We start from the raw sequence: 19,335 nt of genomic DNA on the forward strand, positions 1-19,335 counted from the left end.
CCCATAGCGTCACGATCCGGGAGGAACGGATGGGCGCAGACGCCGTGTTCCAGGTAAAGGGCCTGAAGAAATCCTTCGGCCAGAACGAGGTGCTTGGCGGCATCTCGCTCGATCTCTTTGCGGGCGAGGTGACTGTGCTGATGGGTGCCAACGGCGCCGGCAAGTCCACCCTGGTCAAGATCGTCAGCGGCGTCTACGAACGCGGAGCGGGCACGATGCGGCTCGCAGGCCAGGCCTTCGACCCGCAGACCCCCGCCGAAGCCATCCGCGCCGGCGTCGTCACCGTGCACCAGAACATCAATGACGGCGTGGTCGCCGACCTCGACGTCGCCACCAACCTGACGCTCGACCGGCTGAGCGGCAGAGGCGCGTCGTTGCTTTTCAAGCCTGCCAATGTCCAGGCCGAAGCGAGAGCGGTCGCCGACCGCATGGGACTTGCCATCGACCTCAAGGCGCGCGTCAGCGACTTGTCGTTGGCCGACCGGCAGATGGTGGCGATTGCGCGGGCCATGGCGCATCGGCCCAAGGTCCTGATCCTCGACGAGCCGACATCCTCGCTGTCGAGCGCCGAAGCCGACCGGCTGTTTTCGCTGATCGACCGGCTGCGCGGGCAAGGTGTCGCCGTACTCTACATCTCGCACCGCATGTCCGACATCCGGCGGCTGGCAGACCGTATCGTGTCGATGCGCGACGGCGTCGTCTCCGGCACCTTCGACCGGAAGCCGCTCGACTATGAGGGGGCGGTCAACGCCATGCTCGGCCGTAAGATCCACCTCGACAGGGTGGTGGCCAGAAGCTCGGCCCGAGCCGTCTTCACCGCCGAAGGCCTGCAACTCGCGCAAGGGTCGAAGCCGATCTCGATGACGCTGGGCGCCGGCGAGGTGGTGGCGATCACCGGTCTTGTCGGCGTTGGCAAGACGGCGCTGGCAGAAACGCTGTTCGGCGTGCGCAGGCCGCTCGCCGGCACCATGCAGATGGATGGCAAGCCCTATGCGCCGGGCTCCGCGCGCGAGGCGATCGTCGCCGGCGTCTTCCTCGTCGCCAAGGACCGCGCCGCGAGCGGCATCGTCGGCGGCTTCAACATCGAGCGCAACATCAGCTTGCCGTTCCTCAAGCGCATGTCGGGCTTCGGCGTCATGAAGAAGCGCGCCGAGCGCGCCGCCGCGCGCCGCCAGATCGACGAGCTCGGCATTGTCTGCCGCTCGGAGAAGGACGAACTCTCCGCGCTTTCCGGCGGCAACCAGCAGAAGGTGATGGTGGCGCGCTGGATGTCGCAGGCCTCGCGCCTCTTCATCCTCGACGAGCCTTTCCAGGGCGTCGACATCTCGGCAAGGCGGGACATCGCAGCCAAGCTGAGGGCAAGCGCCGACGGCCGCGCGACGCTGATCTTCGTCACCGAGATTGACGAGGCGCTGGAAACCGCCGACCGCATCCTGGTGATGTCGGAACAAACGATCGTCGGCGAGCATCGGAACGATAACATCGATCTCGACCGCCTGTTGGCGCAGGTGGCCGGCGGGCCGCTCACCAGCGCGGCGTGAGATCGCAGGATGACGAGACTCGGAGTGCAGGCATGAGTTCCAGTTTGGTGGACAAGGCAGCGGCGCGAGAGCATTCGATGACGTTGCGCGATTACGCCATCCGCTATGGCTTCATCGTCCTGCTGATCGGGCTGATCGCCTATTTCGCGGTCGCCGCGGAAGGCTTCGCGTCACCGCAGAGCGCCGTCTTCATCTTCCAGTCGGTGGCCATCACCGGCGTGCTGGCTCTCGGCGTCACCGCGACCCTGGTTGTCGGCGGTTTCGACCTGTCGATCGGCTCGGTCGCCACCAGCGCCATGATGGCGGCGTCTTACGCAATGGTGGTGCTGGAACAGAATGCGATCGTCGCCGTCATCGCCTGCCTGGTCATCGGCGTTATCGTCGGCCTGATCAACGGCTGGCTGATCGTCTATATGCGCGTGCCCGATCTGCTCGCCACGCTCGGTATGATGTTCCTGCTGCTCGGCCTGCAGCGCATTCCGACGGAGGGCCGCTCGATCGCCACAGGCATGACCATGCCCGACGGCTCGGTCGCCAACGGCAAGTTCTCGGAAGCCTTCCTGGCGCTCGGCCGCCACCGCATCGACTTCTTCATCCCGAACCTGATCCCGGTCTCGGTGGTGGTGCTTGTGGTGCTCGCCCTGCTCATCTGGTTCTTCCTCGAATACACCCGCTTCGGCCGCATGATGTATGCCGTCGGCAGCAATGAGAGGGCGGCCGAGCTCGCCGGTGCGCCTGTCAAGGCATACAAAATCTGGGCCTATGTCATTTCGGGAGTTTTTGCCTCGATCGGCGGGATTTTGCTCGCCGCCCGGCTTGGACGCGGCGACATCGCCTCGGGTAATAATCTCCTGCTCGACGCAGTAGCGGCGGCGCTCATCGGTTACGCGGTGCTCGGCGCCGCCAAGCCCAACGCCTTCGGCACGGCCGTCGGCGCGGTGTTCGTCGGCGTTCTGCTGCAAGGCCTGACGATGATGAACGCCCCTTATTACACGCAGGATTTCGTCAAGGGCGCGGTGCTCGTCGTCGCCCTTGTCTTCACCTTCGCCCTTTCCGGCAGGGGCAAGAGATAGTTTCGACCGGGGCATTGAGACAAAACGGAGGAAAACCAAGTGAGCATCACAAGAAGACTTTTGGGGAAGGCGGCACTCGGCCTCGCCGGCGCGGCGCTGCTGATGCAGGGCACGGCATTGGCGGCGGACCGCCCGGCGCCGTTCGACAAGCCGGGCGTCAAGATCGCGCTGGTTCGTTATCTGTCGACGGGTGACTTCTTCCAGGCCTACCTCTCCGGCGTCGAGGCGCAGGCCAAGGCGCTCGGCGTCGACCTGCGCGTGCTGGACAGCCGCCAGGACGCGGCGCTTCAGGCCGACATGGTCGACCAGGCGATCGCGCTCGGCGTGCAGGGCATCATCATCCAGCACGGCCTGACGGAATCGATGAAGGACGCCGCCCAGCGAGCGGTCGACGCCGGCATCAAGGTCGTTGCCTTCGATGTCAATGTCGAGAACCCGAAGATCCCGCAGATCGAGCAGTCCGATCGCGACCTGGCCAAGCTCGCGCTCGAGCAGGCGATCAAGGACAATGGCGAGAGCTGGAAGGCCGGCTATGTCTATGTCGCCGGCATCGCCCCGCTCGACCGCCGCAACGAGACCTGGGTGGACGTGAAGAAGAAATATTCGGGCATCAACGAGGTCGCCCAGTTCGGCACGCTCGACAATCCGATCGCCAACTCCGTCGCCAACCAGGCGCGCTCGGTTCTGCAGGCGCATCCCGACATCAACGTGATGTTCGCGCCCTATGACGAGTTCGCCAAGGGCGTGAAGATCGCCGTCGACGAAGCCGGCCTGAACAAGAAGATCAAGATCTATTCGGCCGACATCTCGACCTCGGACATCGCCGCGATGCGCGAGCCGGACAGCGCCTGGGCGGCGACCGCCGCCACCAACCCGGCTGTCGTCGGCCAGGTTTCGGTGCGTGCGCTGGCGCAGCTTCTCGCCGGCGAGGATCCCGGTCACAACGTCATCGTGCCGCCGACGCTGATCACCCAGAAGGAGCTGATCGACAAGGACATTAAGAACATGGAAGACCTATCGGCCAAGCTGCCGCAGTTCGCCCATGCCGATGTCGCGATGCCGGCCTGGATGCCGAACCCGAACGCCAAGTAAGGGGTCAAGCGGTCGCAAATGAGGAGAGCGGCCCAATGGGCCGCTCTCCGTCTTTTCAGCCGGCTGGAAGCGGTCTTATCGCTGCCAGAAGGGCAGCTTGGCGATCTCCGCCTCGACCTCTTCTTTAGTCAGCCCGATATCGTCGATCAGATGCGGATTATCCGCCGCCATGCGCTTGAGGTCGAAGCGAAAGCGGGCCTGCTCGCGGCGCTCGGCGATGAGGCTGCGCAAAGCTGAGAGGCTGTAGCGCGAGCGGCCGGTGTGCATTGTGGGCGTCGCCAGACATGTAGAAGGTGCAAAGCTGTCGTTCATGGCAGCCTCCATCGAAATGAGGGTTCCGAGAGCCCTCGACCTGATTGAGATTGCAGTGTGCCGCAGGCGGCCGGCGGCGTAATTAAGCCCTCCCAAATAGTTCTCAAAACTTCCAAATCGGCTATAGATCGCCGCATGCAGGGATCGCGCTTTGCCTTTGGACCGTTCGTGCTTGATCCGGGCGCCGGAACGCTGCTTCGGGGCGATGTTCCCGTCGCCGCCGGGCATCGCGGGCTGAAGCTGCTGGAAGCGCTTGTCGCGCGCCCGGGCGAGATCCTGGGCAAGGCCGAGCTGATGGACGCGGCCTGGCCGGGCACGGCCGTCGAGGAAGGCAATCTCACCGTCCAGATCGCGCAACTCAGGAAGCTGCTCGGTCCGGCGACCGGTGGCGGCGAGTGGATCGCCACGGTGCCGCGCGTCGGATATCGCTTCACAGGTACCGTCGAACAGGCCGATGCCAGGCCCAAACCCTTGCCGCTGCCCGACAAGCCGTCGATCGCCGTGCTGCCCTTCGTCAATCTAGGCAGCGATCCCGAGCAGGACGCTTTCGCCGATGGCCTGACCGAAGACCTGATCACCGATCTCTCACGGATCCCCGGCCTCTTTGTCATCGCGCGCAATTCGGTCTTTGCCTATAAGGGCAAGGCCATGGATGTGCGTGCCATCGCTGGCGAGCTCGGCGTGCGCTATCTGCTGGAGGGCAGCGCCAGGCGCGCCGCGGGGCGCGTGCGCATCAACGCGCAATTGATCGACGCGCTGAGCGGCGAGCATCTTTGGGCAGAGCGTTTCGATCGCGGCCTGGAAGACATCTTCGCCGTTCAGGATGAGGCGACGGCCAAGATCGTCGAGGCGCTGCTCGGCCGGCTGCGCGCGCCGCCGGAGCGCAACCGGCCGAAGAACCTCGAAGCCTATGATCTCGTCGTGCGGGCGCGCAAAATGTTCGACGAGTCGCCGCAAATGGCGCGCGAAGCGCATCTGATGCTGACGCGCGCGATCTCTCTCGACCCGGATTATGCGGAGGCCTATCGCTGGCTCGCGATGAACCACTGGATGGGCTGGGTTCATTGGGGCGAGCCGTTCGAGCCTGCCCGCAGCATGGCTCTGGAACTGGCGCGCAAGGCCGTGGCGATCGACCCCAACGACGCCGGTTGCCGCTGGGTTCTGGCGAACCTGCTTGCCTATGAACGAGACTTCGAACAGTCCGAGGCGGAATTCGCCAAGGCGATCGAGCTCGACCCGAACGAGGCTGATATCTGGGCGACCTTGTCCGATATAGAAGTGCTGGGCGGGCGGATAGATGAGGGCCTTGAGCACATTCGCAAAGCGTTCCGGCTCAACCCGTTTCCGCCGAGCTGGTATTATCTGACGCTAGGTCAGGCGCAATATGCGGCCCGTGACTATGAAGCCGCCGTCGAGACGCTGCGTCGCGACGAAACCTACCGCACAAGCTCGCGCCGCTTCCTCGCGGCGAGCCTGGCGCAGCTCGGCCGCTTCGACGAGGCGCGCACCGAGGTCGCGCTGTTTCTCGTCGGCAATCCGCATTTCTCCACGCAGCGCTGGGTCGAGACGGAGCCGTTCCGCGACGATGCGATGCTTGAGCATTTCGTCGACGGGTTCAGGAAGGCCGGCCTGCCGGAGTGAAGCCGGCGTAACCTCACCGGCCGGCGCGCGCGAGCCCATGTGCCACCAGGCGGTCGATGACTTCCGAGTAGCTGACGTCGCTCGCCGCCATGGCCTTGGCGTACATGCTGATGTCGGTGAAGCCGGGAATGGTGTTGAGCTCATTGATCAGGAATGTCATGTCCGGCATCAGGAAGAAGTCGACGCGGGCCATCCCGTCGCAGCCGAGCGCCCTGAACGCCTTTGCAGCCATGGCGCGCATGGCATCCTCGACCTCCGGCGGCAGCTCGGCCGGCACGATCAAGGCCGCGCCGTTCTCGTCGATATATTTGGCCTGGTAGTTGTAGAAACCATGGCTTTCCGCGGGCACGATCTCGCCGGGCCGCGAAACGAAGAGTTCGCCCGCGGGGCTCTCAAGCACGCTGAATTCGATCTCGCGGCCACGAACGAATTCCTCCGCCAGCAGCTTGCGGTCGTGCTGGAAGGCTTCTGCCAGCGCGCGGTCGAATTCCTGGCTGGCATTGACCTTTGCGACGCCGACCGACGAGCCCTGCCGCGCCGGCTTGATGAATAGCGGCAGGCCGAGTTGCTCTTCCAGCTCGGCGAGCGAAGGCGCGACACCCCCATCGATCGTCACCGAGCGGGCGACGGGCAGTCCGGCCGCCCTCAGCAACCGCTTGGCGATGTCCTTGTCGAGCGCCGTTGCGGACCCCAATATGCCGCAGCCGGCGAGCGGCACGCGCGCCACCTCGGCAAGACCCTGCACCGCGCCGTCCTCGCCATGCAGGCCGTGCAGGACCGGAAACAGGATATCGATGGCGGGCAGTTCGTGGGGCGTGCCGTTTGCAGGGATCGCCAGCATCCGTCCGTGGCCGCCCGGCACCAGGCAGAGCTGCGTGCCGGCGGATGGCGTCGCCAGCGCGCCGTCCTCGAAGCGGCTCAGCAGCCATTGCCCTTCGCGGGTGACGAAGATCGGAATCGCATCGTATTTCGCAGGGTCGAGCGCCCGCATGACATTGGCTGCTGAAAGCAGCGATACCTCATGCTCGGCGGAGCGTCCGCCGAAGAGTACGCCGATACGAAGTCTTTTCGCCGCCATCTGGAGCTCCACCAATGAGCAAGGTTGGGCTCGCATGCGAAACACAAGGCGCCCTTAAACTCATTGAGCAATACGCGAAGGATTGGAGCGGATTTTGGCCGGTTCGAGCAGTTCTTCAGCAGAAGCGTGAAAAGCCTGCGTCTGAACCGCGCCAACAGGGAGACTGAGCGGTTCGTCGTTTCCGAAGAACGATGAACCGCTCCGGGAGTGGTGGATACGTCTGCCTGGTCAGCGCAGCGCCGCCGCGATATTGCCGCCGTCGACCGTCGTCACATCGGCCGTGGTGCGTTCAGCAAGCGCCTGGTGCAGGAAGGCCTGCGCCACGTCGTCGGCCGTTACTTCCTGTCCAAGCAGATTGCCGGACATGTATTCCTTCTCCGACACGCCGCGCGCGCCCGACCGGCTGGCGATCATCGCGTCGGTCAGGAGACCGGAGCGGATGCGGTCGGCATTCACCGCATTGGAGCGGATGCCGTAGGCGCCGTAATCAAGCGCATACTGGCGCGACAGGAACAAGGTCGCCGCCTTGGGCAGACCGTAGGCGCCGAATTTCGGCCCGGGATTGATCGCCTGCTTCGAGGTGTTGAAGAGCAGCACGCCGCCCGTGCCCTGTTCCAACATGATGCGAACCGCATTCTGCGCCGCCGACTGATGGGCGAAGAAGTTGAGCTCGAAGCTCTTGCGCAAGGTGGCGTCGTCGAGCTCGCCGATCCGGCCTTCCCAGGCAGCGCCGGCATTCGAGACCAGGATGTCGACGCCGCCATAGACGGCGACCGCCTTGTCGAAGGCGGCGCGCATCTCGGCAGGATTGGTGATGTCGGCGCCGACGCTGACCGAGTTGTTGCCGGCCGCCTTCGCCGCTTCCGCAGCCTTGCCCGCGTCGAGATCGACGACGACGGCATGCGCGCCATTGGCCGCGAACAGTTTTGCCGTCGCGGCGCCGATGGCTCCGGCGCCACCGGTGATCAACACCACCTGGCCGGTCAGCGGCTTCGGCTTGTTGGAAGCGAGCTTGGCCTGCTCCAGCGACCAGTATTCGAGCGGGAAGAGATCGGCCTTGGAGAGCGGATGGAAATTGCCAATCGCTTCCGCGCCGCGCACCGCCTCGATCCACATTTCGCCGACATCCGACGCGATCTTCGCATCCTTCAGCGTGCGGCCATGGCCGAACATGCCGAGCCCCGGCACCAGCGTCAGGCGCGGCATCGGGTCGAGCATGGTCCGCTTGACATCGTCCAGCGCATCATTGGTCTCGAAATAGGCGCGGTAGTCGTTGGCAAAAGTCTCGACATGACTCTTGATGACGGCCTTATAGTCGCCGAGCTTGTCCGCGTCGGGCGCCGGCACCGCCATCGGTCCGGTCTTGATGCGGATCGACAGGTCCGGCGTCGACACGCCGCGCCCGGCCAACTCGGCGATGTTCGCCGAATTAATGAAATCGAGGATCGCATCCGACGTGCGGAAGTCGCTGATCATCCGGTCGAAGCGGCCTTCGCCGCGCGCCACGGCAACCGCGCCGCGCAGCGCAGGCGCGATGTCGCTCGGCGTGGCAAGCTTTGCCGGCAGCGCCGCCTTGGCCGCCTGCGGCTTGCCGTTCTTGGCGACATAATCCTCGGCCACAGTCACATAATGGATCATGCGATCATAAGCCTGCTTGGCATCGTCGCCGAAGGTGAAGATGCCGTGCTTGTCGAGGATCAGGCCCTCGACGCTCGGGTCGGCGTCGAACACTTCCGCCGCGACCTTGGCGAGGTCGAAACCCGGCTTGATGTAAGGCACGTAGCCCATTTTGTCACCGAACACGGCCTTGACCAGTGGCTTGCTGTCTTCCTGGTCGACGATGGCGAGGATTGCCGTCGAATGCGTGTGGTCGACAAACTTGTGCGGCAGGAAAGCGTGCAGCAGCGTTTCGACCGAGGGGTTGGGGGAGGCGGGATCGATGAGGTTGGAACGCTGCAGCGCCACCATGTCCTCGTCCGAGAGCTTGTCCAGTCCGCGCGCCTTGAGCAACGCGCGCATCTTCACCGCCGGCAGGCCTTGCGGTTCGATGACCGCCATGTCCCAGCCGCTGCCCTTGACGCAGAGCACATCCCATTCGTCGCCGACGAGATCGGTGGCCTTGGTCTTGCAGGAGGTATTGCCGCCGCCATGCAGCACCAGGCGCGGCTCGCCGCCGAGCAGGCGGGTCGTGTAGACGCGCAGCGCAAGGTCGCGGCCGACGCCTTTCTTGGCATAGTCGGCAACCATCTTTTCCGCGTCGGCGTCGTTCCAAAGGTTCTTCATGTCGTTCCGTCCGATACTCGTCTTTTTGCTCATGAACAGAAAGCCGCGACGTCCGTATGACAGAAGCGGCGAGAGGTTTCTACGAGGCCTTCCTGGTTGCCGTGGCGGCGTGCTGCAGCAGGCGTTCGGCCATATGCGCGCCAATCACCAGATGCGTGCAGAGCCCGCCGGCGATGGCCGAAAGCAGCGGCTCGAACTTCGTATCCTCCTGCACCACCATCAGCCGCTTCTCGATCGCGCGCAGCGAGGCAAGCTCGGCGGAGATGACGCGCCGGTTGTAGCTGCAGTCGAGCACTTCGCCCCTGGCGTCGATGATCTGCCCGGCGATGACGCCGGCGGCACCCTGGCTACGCAGCGTTTCCATTTCGGCCGGCGACAGCGCGCCGCACTTCACCAGATGGCTGTCGGCGTCGACGGCGCCGACAGAGTAGAGCGCCAGCTCGCAGTCGGCGATGCCGGCCAGCTGATCGCGGATCACCGGCTCGGCGCGCAGGCTCTTCGCCAGCTCTTCCGTCGACAGCACCAGCGGCGCGTAGAAGTTCAGGCCCTTGGCGTTGAGCCGCCGCGCGATCTCCATCGTGCACTGGTCGGGCCGATAGGAATAAGGCGCGCCGAGATTGCCGCAGAGCTGCACCACGGTCACGTCCTGCAGGTCGGCGAAGGACATGATGTCGGCGATGGTGTAGACGGTGCGGCCCCAGGCGACGCCGATGCGGTCGCCCTTCTTCACCAGCTCGAGAAAGACGCTTGCTGCCAGCACGGCGATATCGGTCGAGGGGTCTGCGAGATACGCATTTTCCGGCGCGATCCAGACGGCGTCCAGGCCGAAGGCGTCTTCAACCTTGCGCGCCATGACGTCGTCGGTGAAGAGCTGCGTCGAGGTCGAGATGTTGACGATGCCGGTCTCGCGCGCCTTGCGCAGATACATGGCGACCGAGGCGCGTGAAATGTTGAGCTGGCTCGCCACTTCGTCCTGACGAAGGCCGTGTGCATAGTAAAGCCAGGCGGCCTTATGGATGAGCTGTTCTGCCGGTCTGATCGCCATGCCGCCTCCTCGGCTGACATTAGTCACGGCTCTCGACAAAAGTCAAATTTGCATGCGAGAGCCCGATCGCGGCTCAATCCGGATCGCCATTCTACCAAGCCGGCGCAGCGTAGCATTTTCAGCCACGGAAGGGGGATAGCGTGACGGCGGGCCTGAGGCTAGAAAGCTCGAAAAGAACATCGGGGAGAACGGGATGGCCAATCCCTACGAACAGGATCTCGACCGGAACGCCGCCAACCACCAGCCGCTGACGCCGCTCACTTATCTCGAGCGCGCGGCCAAGACCTATCCCGATCATGTCGCCATTATCCATGGCAGCCAGCGCATCACCTATCGCGAGTTCTGGCGCCGCTCGCTGAAGCTAGCTTCGGCGCTTGCCAAGCGCGGCATCGGCAAGGACGACACGGTGACGGTGATGCTTTCCAACACGCCGCCGATGCTGGAAGCGCATTTCGGCGTGCCGATGGTGAAGGCGGTGCTGCATTCGCTGAACACCCGCCTCGACGCCGCAGTCATTGCCTTCCAACTCGACCATGCCGACAGCAAGGTGCTGATCGTCGACCGCGAATTCTCGGGCGTCGTCAGGCAAGCGCTGGTCTTGGCCAAGGTGAAGCCATTGGTCATCGACTATGACGATCCGGACTATGCTGCCGATGCTCCCTATCCGAAGGGCGATCGTATCGGCACGCTCGATTATGAAGAGTTCGCCGCCAGCGGTGACGAGGATTTCGCATGGTCGATGCCCGATGACGAATGGGACGCCATCTCGCTGAACTACACTTCGGGCACGACGGGCAATCCGAAAGGTGTCGTCTATCACCACCGCGGCGCCGCGCTGATGGCCTATACCAACACCATTCATGCCGGCATGGCCAAGCATGCGGTCTATCTCTGGACGCTGCCGATGTTCCACTGCAACGGCTGGTGCTTTCCCTGGACGCTCGCCGTGCAGGCCGGCACCCATGTCTGCCTGCGCTGGGTGCGGGCAAAGCCGATCTATGACGCGATCGCCGACCATGGCGTCACCCATCTCTGCGGCGCGCCGATCGTCATGTCGATTTTGATCAACGCCAAGGACGAGGACAAGCGCCAATTCGCGCAGACCGTCACCTTCAACACCGCCGCAGCACCTCCGCCCGAGGCCGTGCTTTCAGGCATGGCCGACGCCGGCTTCGCCGTCACCCATCTCTATGGCCTGACCGAGACCTACGGTCCAGCGGTCGTCAACGAATGGCACAATGAGTGGGACGAGCTCGAGAAGGGCCCGAGGACGGCGAAGAAGGCGCGCCAGGGCGTGCGCTATGCTTCGCTCGAAGGGCTGACGGTGATGAACCCGGAGACCATGGTCGAAACGCCGGCCGACGGCGAGACCATCGGTGAGGTCATGTTCCGCGGCAACATCGTCATGAAGGGGTACCTCAAGAACCGGAAGGCCACCGACGAGGCCTTCGCCGGCGGCTGGTTCCATTCCGGCGATCTCGGCGTCATGCACCCGGACGGCTACATCCAGCTCAAGGACCGCTCCAAGGACATCATCATCTCGGGCGGCGAGAACATCTCCTCCATCGAGGTCGAGGATGCGCTCTACAAGCATCCTTCCGTCGCCTCCTGCGGCGTCGTCGCGCGCGCGGATGAGAAATGGGGCGAGGTGCCGGTCGCCTATGTCGAACTGAAACCCGGCAAGACCGCGACCGAAGCCGAGATCATCGAGCACTGTCGTTCGCTGCTGGCCCGCTTCAAGGTGCCGAAGGCGGTGGTGTTTGAGGAAATCCCGAAGACATCGACGGGGAAGATCCAGAAGTTCCGGCTGAGGGAAATGGCGAAGGGCCTCTGAGCCTTAAACGGGCGAGACCGAGTTCCGGCCCACCCCCCTCTGGCCTGCCGGCCATCTCTCCCGCAAGGGGGGAGATTAATCTCGTCACCGCCTTCCCCAATCACAAACGTCACAAGGTGAAGCGCCGTCGCTGAAGCTGCCAATCTCCCCCCTTGCGGGAGAGATGTCCGGCAGGACAGAGGGGTGCGAAGGATCGCGGCGCTTGAGAATGTTCTCGCTCTCGTCATCTCCGCGCCCCTCGCAACTGTCACCATCTGTCACCAAATTATACGTGTACGTCGATTGCGTGTTGACTCCTCGCTGCTTTCGTTTTACGACTGACGAAAATTGAAATTCGTCACTCATCAAACGAAAAGCGCCATGTCCGAAGCCGCCAACATCGTGGCAGACCCCGCCAGACAGGAGAATGTGACCCGCATTCTCGACTGCGCCGAGCGGCTGTTTCGCCATTACGGCTACGGCAAGACCAATGTCGCCGACATCGCCCGCGAGCTCGGCATGTCGCCGGCCAACATCTACCGCTTCTTTGCCTCCAAAGTGGAAATCCACCAGGCCGTATGCGGCCGCATGCTCGGCGCCAGCTACAAGATGGCCTACGAAATCATGCACCTGCCGGTGAGCGCCGAGGAGCGGCTGCGCCGCTACATCCATGCCCAGTACAAGATGACGCTGGAGACCATGCTCGACGAGCAGAAGGTCCATGAGATGGTCATCGTCGCGCTGGAGCGCGACTGGTCCGTCATCGACAAGCATGTCAACAGTATCCACGACCTCTATGCCGAGGTGATCCGCGAGGGCATCGCGGCCGGCGAGTTCAGGGAGCAGGATCCGGAGACGGCCTCGCGCTGCTTCGGCGCCGCGACCGTCATTCTGTGCCATCCGCAGATGGTGGCTCAGTGCCTTGCCAAGACCAATCGGGCGATGCCTGACGAACTTATCGACTACGCGATCAGAGCCTTGAAATAGAAGCTGTCTGCCGGGTGCGGTCGACAAATCATCTCCAGTTCGGGAGTGCTAAGGTGTCTTTGTCCAGTTCCATCCTCCACAGGCTGCCGGCCGCCGGCCTCCCAACCGCCGTCATCGCAGCAGTGCTCGGCCTTGCCGGTTGCAGCCAGGAGAAGGCCGAGGTCGTCCAGGAAGTCATCCGCCCGGTCAAGGTGGTTGAGATCGGCGAGGCGCAGACCACCCGTCAGCTCGAATATTCCGGTTCAGTGCGCGCCCGCACCGAGATGAATCTCGGCTTCCGTATCGCCGGCAAGGTCACCGAGCGTCTGGTCGATATCGGCCAGCATGTGAATGAGGGCGACGTGCTCGCCCGCATCGATCCTGCCGATTACGAATTGTCGGTGAAGAGCGCTGCGGCCAATCTCGACGCTGCCGAGCGCCAGGTCGAGACCGTCGATCTCGCCAGGAAGCGCGCCGAACAGCTCTATGCCAAGAATTTCGCGCCGAAGTCGCAGCTCGACCAAGCGCGGCTGACCTACGACCAGGCGGTGGCGACCCGCGATGCCGCCCGCTCGACGCTGGCCCAGGCGCAGAACCAGGTTCAGTATGCCGATCTGAAGGCCAGCAAGAACGGCATCGTCACCGCCATCTCCGCCGATGTCGGCCAGGTGGTCGCCGCCGGCACGCCGGTCATGACCGTCGCTGTCGACGGCGAGAAGGAAGTGTCGATCGCGGTGCCGGAAATGGACATCGCCGGCTTCCGTCCGGGCAAGGAGGTCAAGGCGAGCTTCTGGTCGGATGAAGGGCTCACCCTCGACGGCAAGGTCCGCGAGGTCGCCGGCAGCGCCGATCCGCAGTCGCGCACCTTCGCGGTCCGGGTCTCGCTGCCCAACGATCCGCGCGTGCTGCTCGGCATGACTGCCAATGTCCAGGCGACCGTCGGCAGCAAGGCTGAGCTCGTGTCGATCCCGCTGACAGCGATGACCGAGAAGGACGGCAAGCAGATCGTCTGGACGGTCGATCGCGCTTCCGACACCGTGCATCCGCGTCCGATCAAGGTCGCCAACTTCACCGCCGACGGCGTCGCCGTGGCCGACGGGCTGAAACAGGGCGATGTCGTGGTCGCGGCCGGCACCCAGTTCATGACCGACAATTTGAAGGTCAAGCTTTCCGGCGACGCCCAGCAATCCGCCTCGGCGGAGGCTGACGTGGCGACCACCGGCAGCCTGCACTAACCAGGCGCAACAGACGCCTTTCCCGCTCTCGCTGCGTTGAGCCGCGAGCCGGGGGAGGCATGGGTTCCGGGCGGCGGATGCCCGATCGTGAGATGCCGGCATGTTGGCTTCCCCCGCAGCAGTGCCGCGTCGTGCGCGATTTGCGAGTCTCTCTCCGCTTGAGGGTCTCGCCGCCCGGAAACCCGACCGAGAATTCACGGGCAATGCCAGGCGTGCATTGCCGGCCAATTGGACTGGACTTGTGCCATGACCACGACCGACAGCAGCACTGAAAAGCAGCCCTTCAACCTCTCGCGCTGGGCGATCGGACATCCGAGCATCGCGCGCTTCCTGTTCGGGCTGATCATCCTGGCCGGCGCGCTCGGGCTGATGCGCATGGGCCAGAAGGAAGACCCGGATTTCACCTTCCGCGTCATGGTGGTGCAGGCAATCTGGCCGGGCGCCTCGATCCAGGACATGGAGGACCAGGTCGTCAACAAGATCGAGCGCAAGCTGCAGGAGACGCCGCATCTCGACTTCGTGCGCTCCTATACCCGTGCCGGCAGCGCCATCATCACGCTTCAGGTCAAGGGCGACACCAATGCCGAGGAGGTGAAGGACGCCTTCTACCAGGTGCGCAAGAAGGTCGGCGACATCGCCAACGAATTGCCGCAAGGCCTGCTCGGGCCGTATTTCAACGACGAATTCGGCGACACGTTCATCACGCTGCACTCGATCAGCGGCGACGGCTTCACCTATCCGGAGCTGAAGAAATTCGCCATCCAGGCGCGCGACATGCTGTTGACGACGCCGGGCGTCGAAAAGGCCGTCATCATCGGCGACCAGCCGGAGAAGATCTATATCGACGTCTCGTCCAAGGCGCTGGCCGAGCGTGGCCTGACCGTCCTCGACCTGCAGAACGCCGTGAAGGGGCAGAACGCCGTCGATCCGGCAGGCTCCGTCGACACCGGCCTGCGCTCGGTGCGCATCTCGGTCGAGGGCGACGTCACCAAGGCCGCCGACATCCGCGAGCTGAGGCTGCGCTCCGGCAACCAGGTGACGCGTCTCGGCGATATCGCCACCGTCTCTTCAGGCCTCGAGGATCCTTACGAGCGCAAATATCGCTTCAATGGCCACGAGAGCGTACAAGTCGGTGTCGTCATGGCCAAGGGCTTCAATGTCAGGGATGTCGGCAAGGATGTCGAGGCGACCTACCAGCGCTTCGAGGAGGGGTTGCCCTACGGCGTTTCTGTCGACCAGATCTCCGACCAGCCCGAAGTCGTGAAGGATGCCGTCAACGAATTCATGGAGGCGCTCGGCGAAGCGCTGCTCATCGTGCTCGTCGTCTCCTTCCTGTCGATCGGCTGGCGCTCCGGCCTGGTGATTGCCATCGCCATCCCGCTGGTGCTCGCCGCCACCTTCGCCATCATGTACGAGATCGGCATCGACCTGCAGCGCATCTCGCTCGGCGCCCTGATCATCGCGCTCGGCCTGCTGGTCGACGACGCCATGATCGTCGTCGAGATGATGGAGCGAAAGCTCGAGGAGGGGCTGGTCAAGATCGAGGCGGCGAGCTTTGCCTATACCTCGACCGCCTTCCCGATGCTCACCGGCACGCTGATCACCACGGCGGGCTTCATCCCGGTCGGCTTCGCCGCCTCGACAGCGGGCGAATATGTGCGCACGCTGTTCTATGTCGTCGGCATCGCGCTCGTCGTGTCATGGTTCGTCGCGGTCTATTTCACGCCGTGGCTGGGCTACATGATCTTGAAGCAGCGCAAGCATGCCGGCACCCATCACGATGTCTTCGACACCGGCTTCTATCGCCGCCTGCGCGCCACCGTCACCTGGGCCGTGCGCCACCGCATCATTGTTTTGGCGATGACGCTGGTCACCTTCGCCACCAGCCTGTGGGCGTTCCAGTTCATCCCGCAGAACTTCTTCCCGCAATCCTCGCGTCCGGAAATCCTGGTCGATCTGTGGCTGCCGGAAGGCACCTCGATCAAGGAGGTCGAGAGCCAGGCCAAGGCGCTGGAAGCCAGGATGATGGACGATCCCGACAAGCGCTTCATCGCCACCTATATCGGCGAGGGCGCGCCGCGCTTCTTCCTGCCGCTCGACCAGCAGCTCAGGAATCCCAACTTCGCCCAGCTCCTGGTGATGGCCAAGGACGAGCCGGCGCGCGAGCGGCTGATCGTAAAGATGCGAAGCATCCTCGCCAAGGACTTCCCCTCGGTCCGCGCCAAGGTCGACCGCCTCTTCCTCGGTCCGCCGACTGGCTGGCCGGTGCAGATGCGCGTCATGGGTCCGGACCGCAACGAGGTGCGCCGCATCGCCGACGAGGTGAAGGCGAGGTTTCAGGCCAATCCGCTGCTCGGCGCCGTCCATGACGACTGGCTGGAACCGGTGCCGGCGATGAAGCTGGTGATCGACCAGGATCGCGCCCGGGCGCTCGGCGTCACCTCGCAACGCATCCGTCAGATGCTGCAGGCGACCATGTCCGGCGCGCCGCTCGACGACTTCCGCGACGGCGAGGAGACGGTTTCGATCGTTGCCCGCGAGCCCGACGCGACCCGTCACCTGCTGTCCTCGGTCGACTCGGTCTACATCCCGACCGATTTCGGCGGCTCGGTGCCGCTGTCGCAGGTGGCCAAGGTCGTGCCCGTGATGGAGCAGGGCATCGAATGGCGGCGCGACCGCCTGCCGACCATCAGTGTGCGCGCCACGCTGCCGGACGGCGTGCAGTCGAACGACGTCGTCACCAAGATGTACAACGACATGAAGGACCTGCGTGCCGGCCTGGCGCCTGGATACAAGATCGATATCCAGGGCGGCGCCGAGGATTCGGCCGAAAGCCAGGCCTCGATCGCCGCCAAGGCGCCGATAATGCTCGCCATCATCGTCATCTTGCTCATGGTGCAGCTGCAGCATTTCGGCAAGGCGATGCTGGTGCTGGCCACCGGTCCGCTGGGCATCATCGGTGCCGCCGCGGCGCTTCTGATCAGCGGCGCACCGTTCGGCTTCGTTGCTATCCTCGGCGTCATCGCGCTGCTTGGCATCATCATGCGCAACTCGATCATCCTGGTCGACCAGATCGACCAGGATATCGCGGCAGGCATGGATCGAAAGGAGGCCATCGTGGGTGCTGCCGTGCGCCGCTTCCGGCCGATCATGCTGACGGCGCTCACCGCGGTGCTCGCGCTGATCCCGATCTCGCGCGCCGTCTTCTGGGGTCCGCTCGCCTACGCCATGATGGGCGGCATCCTCGTCGCCACCGTGCTCACCATTCTGGTGCTGCCGGCCGGCTACGCCCTGTTCTTCGGCCGCGCGCCGACGAAGGCCAAGGCCGACGAGCAGGCGCCCGAGCCGGAGAAGGTCGAAGGCATCGAACGACCGCAGCTGGCCCTGGCCGCGGAATAAACAAAAACCGGCCGGTCCAAAGCGGACCGGCCGGTTTCCTTTGCCGCGGGGGCTGCGGCAGTCAGTTCGTCAGATCACGAAGATCCAGTTGGCGACGAGCACGACGATAATGCCGGCAACAAGCGTCAGATAGGGCAGCATGCCCGCTTTCTTGACCGAGAGATCGGCTCCCGCCATGCCGAGGTCGGCCAGCATGTGCTCGGGGAATTTGCCGCCATCCTGGATGTAGTGACGGAAGCAGAATACCGGGATGATCAAGGCGGCCGTGATCAGGCCGGCCCACAGCGCCATCGGGTTCCACACCTTGGCGCCGGCGCCCATGAAGACCGCGTTGACATAGGCGAAGATCGCGCCGATGCCGAGCAGCCAAGTCGGCGCCTTCCACGGCCGCTTGATGTGGCCGTTGTCGATGCGATGGATCCAGCCCGCGTTGAGGTTGAGGAAGTTGAAGATGATGTAGCCGCAGTTCGACACGGCGAGGATGAAGAAGAAGCTCGTCGCGTCGGCCGAAGCGATCGCCAGCACGATCAGGTTGAAGCAAAGGTCGGTCCACATGGCCCGCGTCGGCGCGCCATGCTCGTTGACATGGCTGAGGTAGCGCGGCAGCCAGCCGTCGACGGAACCCTGGTAGAGCGTACGCGAGGAGCCGGCCATCGCCGTCATGATGCAGAGCACCAGCGCCAGGATCATCAGCATGACCAGCAGACTGTGGATCAGTCTGCCGCCGCCGACCATGCCGGCCAGCGCGTCGGCGACGCCCGAGCCGTCGACAATCGGCGTCGCCAGCATGCCGTTCAAGCCCAGCACGCCCTGGAAGGTGAAGGGCACCAGGATGAACAGGAGCATGCAGAGCAGGCCGGAGTAGAAGATCGCCTTGAAGGTGTCCGTGCCGGGGTTCTTGAATTCCGACGTGTAGCAGACCGCGGTCTCGAAGCCGTAGGTCGACCATGCGGCGATGAACATGCCTCCGAGCGCCAGCGTCCAGCCGGCAATGTTCCACGAGCCGGGGTCGGGCGCATAGGCTGTGGCCAGCGGCACCAGCGGTGAGAAATTCGCCCAGTCGATCTGGCCGGTGAAGATCGGCACGATGCCGACGATCAGCATTGGGATGATGACCAGCAGGCCGATATATTTCTGCACATTGGCCGTGCCCAGGATGCCGCGATGCTGGATCGAAAAGATGATTAGCATCAGCACGGCGCCGATGAAGAAGGTGGCGTTGAAGGTGAAGGATACCGGACCAAGCGTGTGGCCCCACAGCGACCATGTGCGGATCGCCGGCGTCGCGGCGGCAGTGACCGCGGCGATGGCGTCGGCGGGCGCCGTCCCGGCATGCGCGGCGATATAGGCGGCCACTTCCGGCGAAGCCTCGGTAAAGATTGGCACCGGCGCTAGCGCGTTGAGGATATAGGCAGCCGCGATGGAGCAGCCGAGCGATAGGACCGGCGTCCAGGCGAACCAGTTGCACCACACCGATAGCGGCGCGATGAATTTCGAGTAACGCAACCAGGCCGTCGCGCCATAGATCGAGGCGCCGCCCGACTTGTTCGGGAACAGTCCGGCGATTTCCGCATAGGTGAAGGACTGCAGAAAGCCCATGATCATGGACACCGTCCAGATCAGGAAGGCGAGCTTTCCGGTCGTGCCGGCAATGCCGCCGATCGAGAACAGGACCAATGCCGGAACGCCGCTTGCCACCCAGAAGGCGCCGCGCCAGTCGATATGCCTGAGCAGCTTGCTTTCGGCAGGCTGCTCCAGGGCCGTGCTTATCGTGCTCATATCTTGTGTCTTCCCCTTTTTCTGTTCCCCGCCGGCGACGCTTCGGCTTTGCGAAGCTTGCTCCCCGGCCACTATGGT

Annotated in this window: 13 protein-coding genes; 8 read left to right on the forward strand and 5 right to left on the reverse strand. The window is 64.1% G+C overall.

Annotated features, from left to right (window positions below):
* The first annotated feature begins 29 nt into the window (after positions 1-29).
* The 3 genes from P9273_RS19650 to P9273_RS19660 all read left to right on the forward strand — a co-directional run bounded on the left by P9273_RS19650 (position 30) and on the right by P9273_RS19660 (position 3,706).
* Complete coding sequence (locus P9273_RS19650; protein ID WP_040998084.1) at positions 30-1,541, forward strand: sugar ABC transporter ATP-binding protein; 1,512 nt, start codon at positions 30-32, stop codon at positions 1,539-1,541.
* Between the two features lie 77 nt (positions 1,542-1,618).
* A complete protein-coding gene (locus P9273_RS19655) occupies positions 1,619-2,614 on the forward strand; it encodes an ABC transporter permease (protein ID WP_040998082.1) in 996 nt (331 codons plus the stop codon).
* 39 nt (positions 2,615-2,653) lie between these two features.
* Positions 2,654-3,706, forward strand: a complete 1,053-nt coding sequence (locus P9273_RS19660) for a substrate-binding domain-containing protein (protein WP_040998081.1) — start codon at positions 2,654-2,656, stop codon at positions 3,704-3,706.
* A 75-nt stretch (positions 3,707-3,781) separates the two neighbouring features.
* Here P9273_RS19660 and P9273_RS19665 read toward each other — a convergent pair whose 3' ends face one another.
* Positions 3,782-4,018, reverse strand: a complete 237-nt coding sequence (locus P9273_RS19665) for a DUF1127 domain-containing protein (RefSeq protein ID WP_040998191.1) — start codon at positions 4,016-4,018, stop codon at positions 3,782-3,784.
* Positions 4,019-4,153: 135 nt separating this feature from the next.
* Between P9273_RS19665 and P9273_RS19670 the strand changes: the two genes are divergently transcribed.
* Complete coding sequence (locus P9273_RS19670; protein ID WP_278050388.1) at positions 4,154-5,659, forward strand: winged helix-turn-helix domain-containing tetratricopeptide repeat protein; 1,506 nt, start codon at positions 4,154-4,156, stop codon at positions 5,657-5,659.
* A gap of 13 nt (positions 5,660-5,672) precedes the next feature.
* On the opposite strand, the gene P9273_RS19675 is transcribed toward P9273_RS19670, so the two are convergent.
* The 3 genes from P9273_RS19675 to P9273_RS19685 all read right to left on the reverse strand — a co-directional run bounded on the left by P9273_RS19675 (position 5,673) and on the right by P9273_RS19685 (position 10,065).
* Positions 5,673-6,737 (reverse strand): D-alanine--D-alanine ligase family protein, encoded by a 1,065-nt coding sequence (locus tag P9273_RS19675; protein ID WP_278050389.1) that lies wholly within the window; start codon positions 6,735-6,737, stop codon positions 5,673-5,675.
* Positions 6,738-6,965: 228 nt separating this feature from the next.
* Positions 6,966-9,020 (reverse strand): bifunctional aldolase/short-chain dehydrogenase, encoded by a 2,055-nt coding sequence (locus P9273_RS19680; protein WP_278050390.1) that lies wholly within the window; start codon positions 9,018-9,020, stop codon positions 6,966-6,968.
* A 79-nt stretch (positions 9,021-9,099) separates the two neighbouring features.
* Positions 9,100-10,065, reverse strand: a complete 966-nt coding sequence (locus P9273_RS19685) for a sugar-binding transcriptional regulator (RefSeq protein ID WP_278050391.1) — start codon at positions 10,063-10,065, stop codon at positions 9,100-9,102.
* Between the two features lie 193 nt (positions 10,066-10,258).
* Here P9273_RS19685 and P9273_RS19690 point away from each other — a divergent pair, with 193 nt between their 5' ends.
* The 4 genes from P9273_RS19690 to P9273_RS19705 all read left to right on the forward strand — a co-directional run bounded on the left by P9273_RS19690 (position 10,259) and on the right by P9273_RS19705 (position 17,478).
* The gene (locus P9273_RS19690) at positions 10,259-11,899 is read left to right on the forward strand and encodes an acyl-CoA synthetase (RefSeq protein ID WP_278050392.1); all 1,641 of its coding nucleotides are present in this window, start codon (positions 10,259-10,261) and stop codon (positions 11,897-11,899) included.
* Between the two features lie 360 nt (positions 11,900-12,259).
* On the forward strand, positions 12,260-12,865 hold the full coding sequence (locus P9273_RS19695; protein WP_278050393.1) for a TetR family transcriptional regulator: 606 nt from the start codon (positions 12,260-12,262) through the stop codon (positions 12,863-12,865).
* Between the two features lie 53 nt (positions 12,866-12,918).
* Positions 12,919-14,079 carry an efflux RND transporter periplasmic adaptor subunit gene (locus tag P9273_RS19700; protein ID WP_442920242.1) on the forward strand — a complete coding sequence of 387 codons (1,161 nt, stop codon included), beginning with the start codon at positions 12,919-12,921 and terminating at the stop codon, positions 14,077-14,079.
* A 246-nt stretch (positions 14,080-14,325) separates the two neighbouring features.
* On the forward strand, positions 14,326-17,478 hold the full coding sequence (locus tag P9273_RS19705) for an efflux RND transporter permease subunit (RefSeq protein WP_278050394.1): 3,153 nt from the start codon (positions 14,326-14,328) through the stop codon (positions 17,476-17,478).
* Positions 17,479-17,547: 69 nt separating this feature from the next.
* Here P9273_RS19705 and P9273_RS19710 read toward each other — a convergent pair whose 3' ends face one another.
* Positions 17,548-19,257, reverse strand: coding sequence for an APC family permease (locus tag P9273_RS19710; protein ID WP_278050395.1), 1,710 nt, complete (start codon positions 19,255-19,257; stop codon positions 17,548-17,550).
* Positions 19,258-19,335 lie beyond the last annotated feature (78 nt).

Origin of the sequence: Mesorhizobium sp. WSM4935 (genome assembly GCF_029625735.1) — a bacterium.
Taxonomy (GTDB): domain Bacteria; phylum Pseudomonadota; class Alphaproteobacteria; order Rhizobiales; family Rhizobiaceae; genus Mesorhizobium.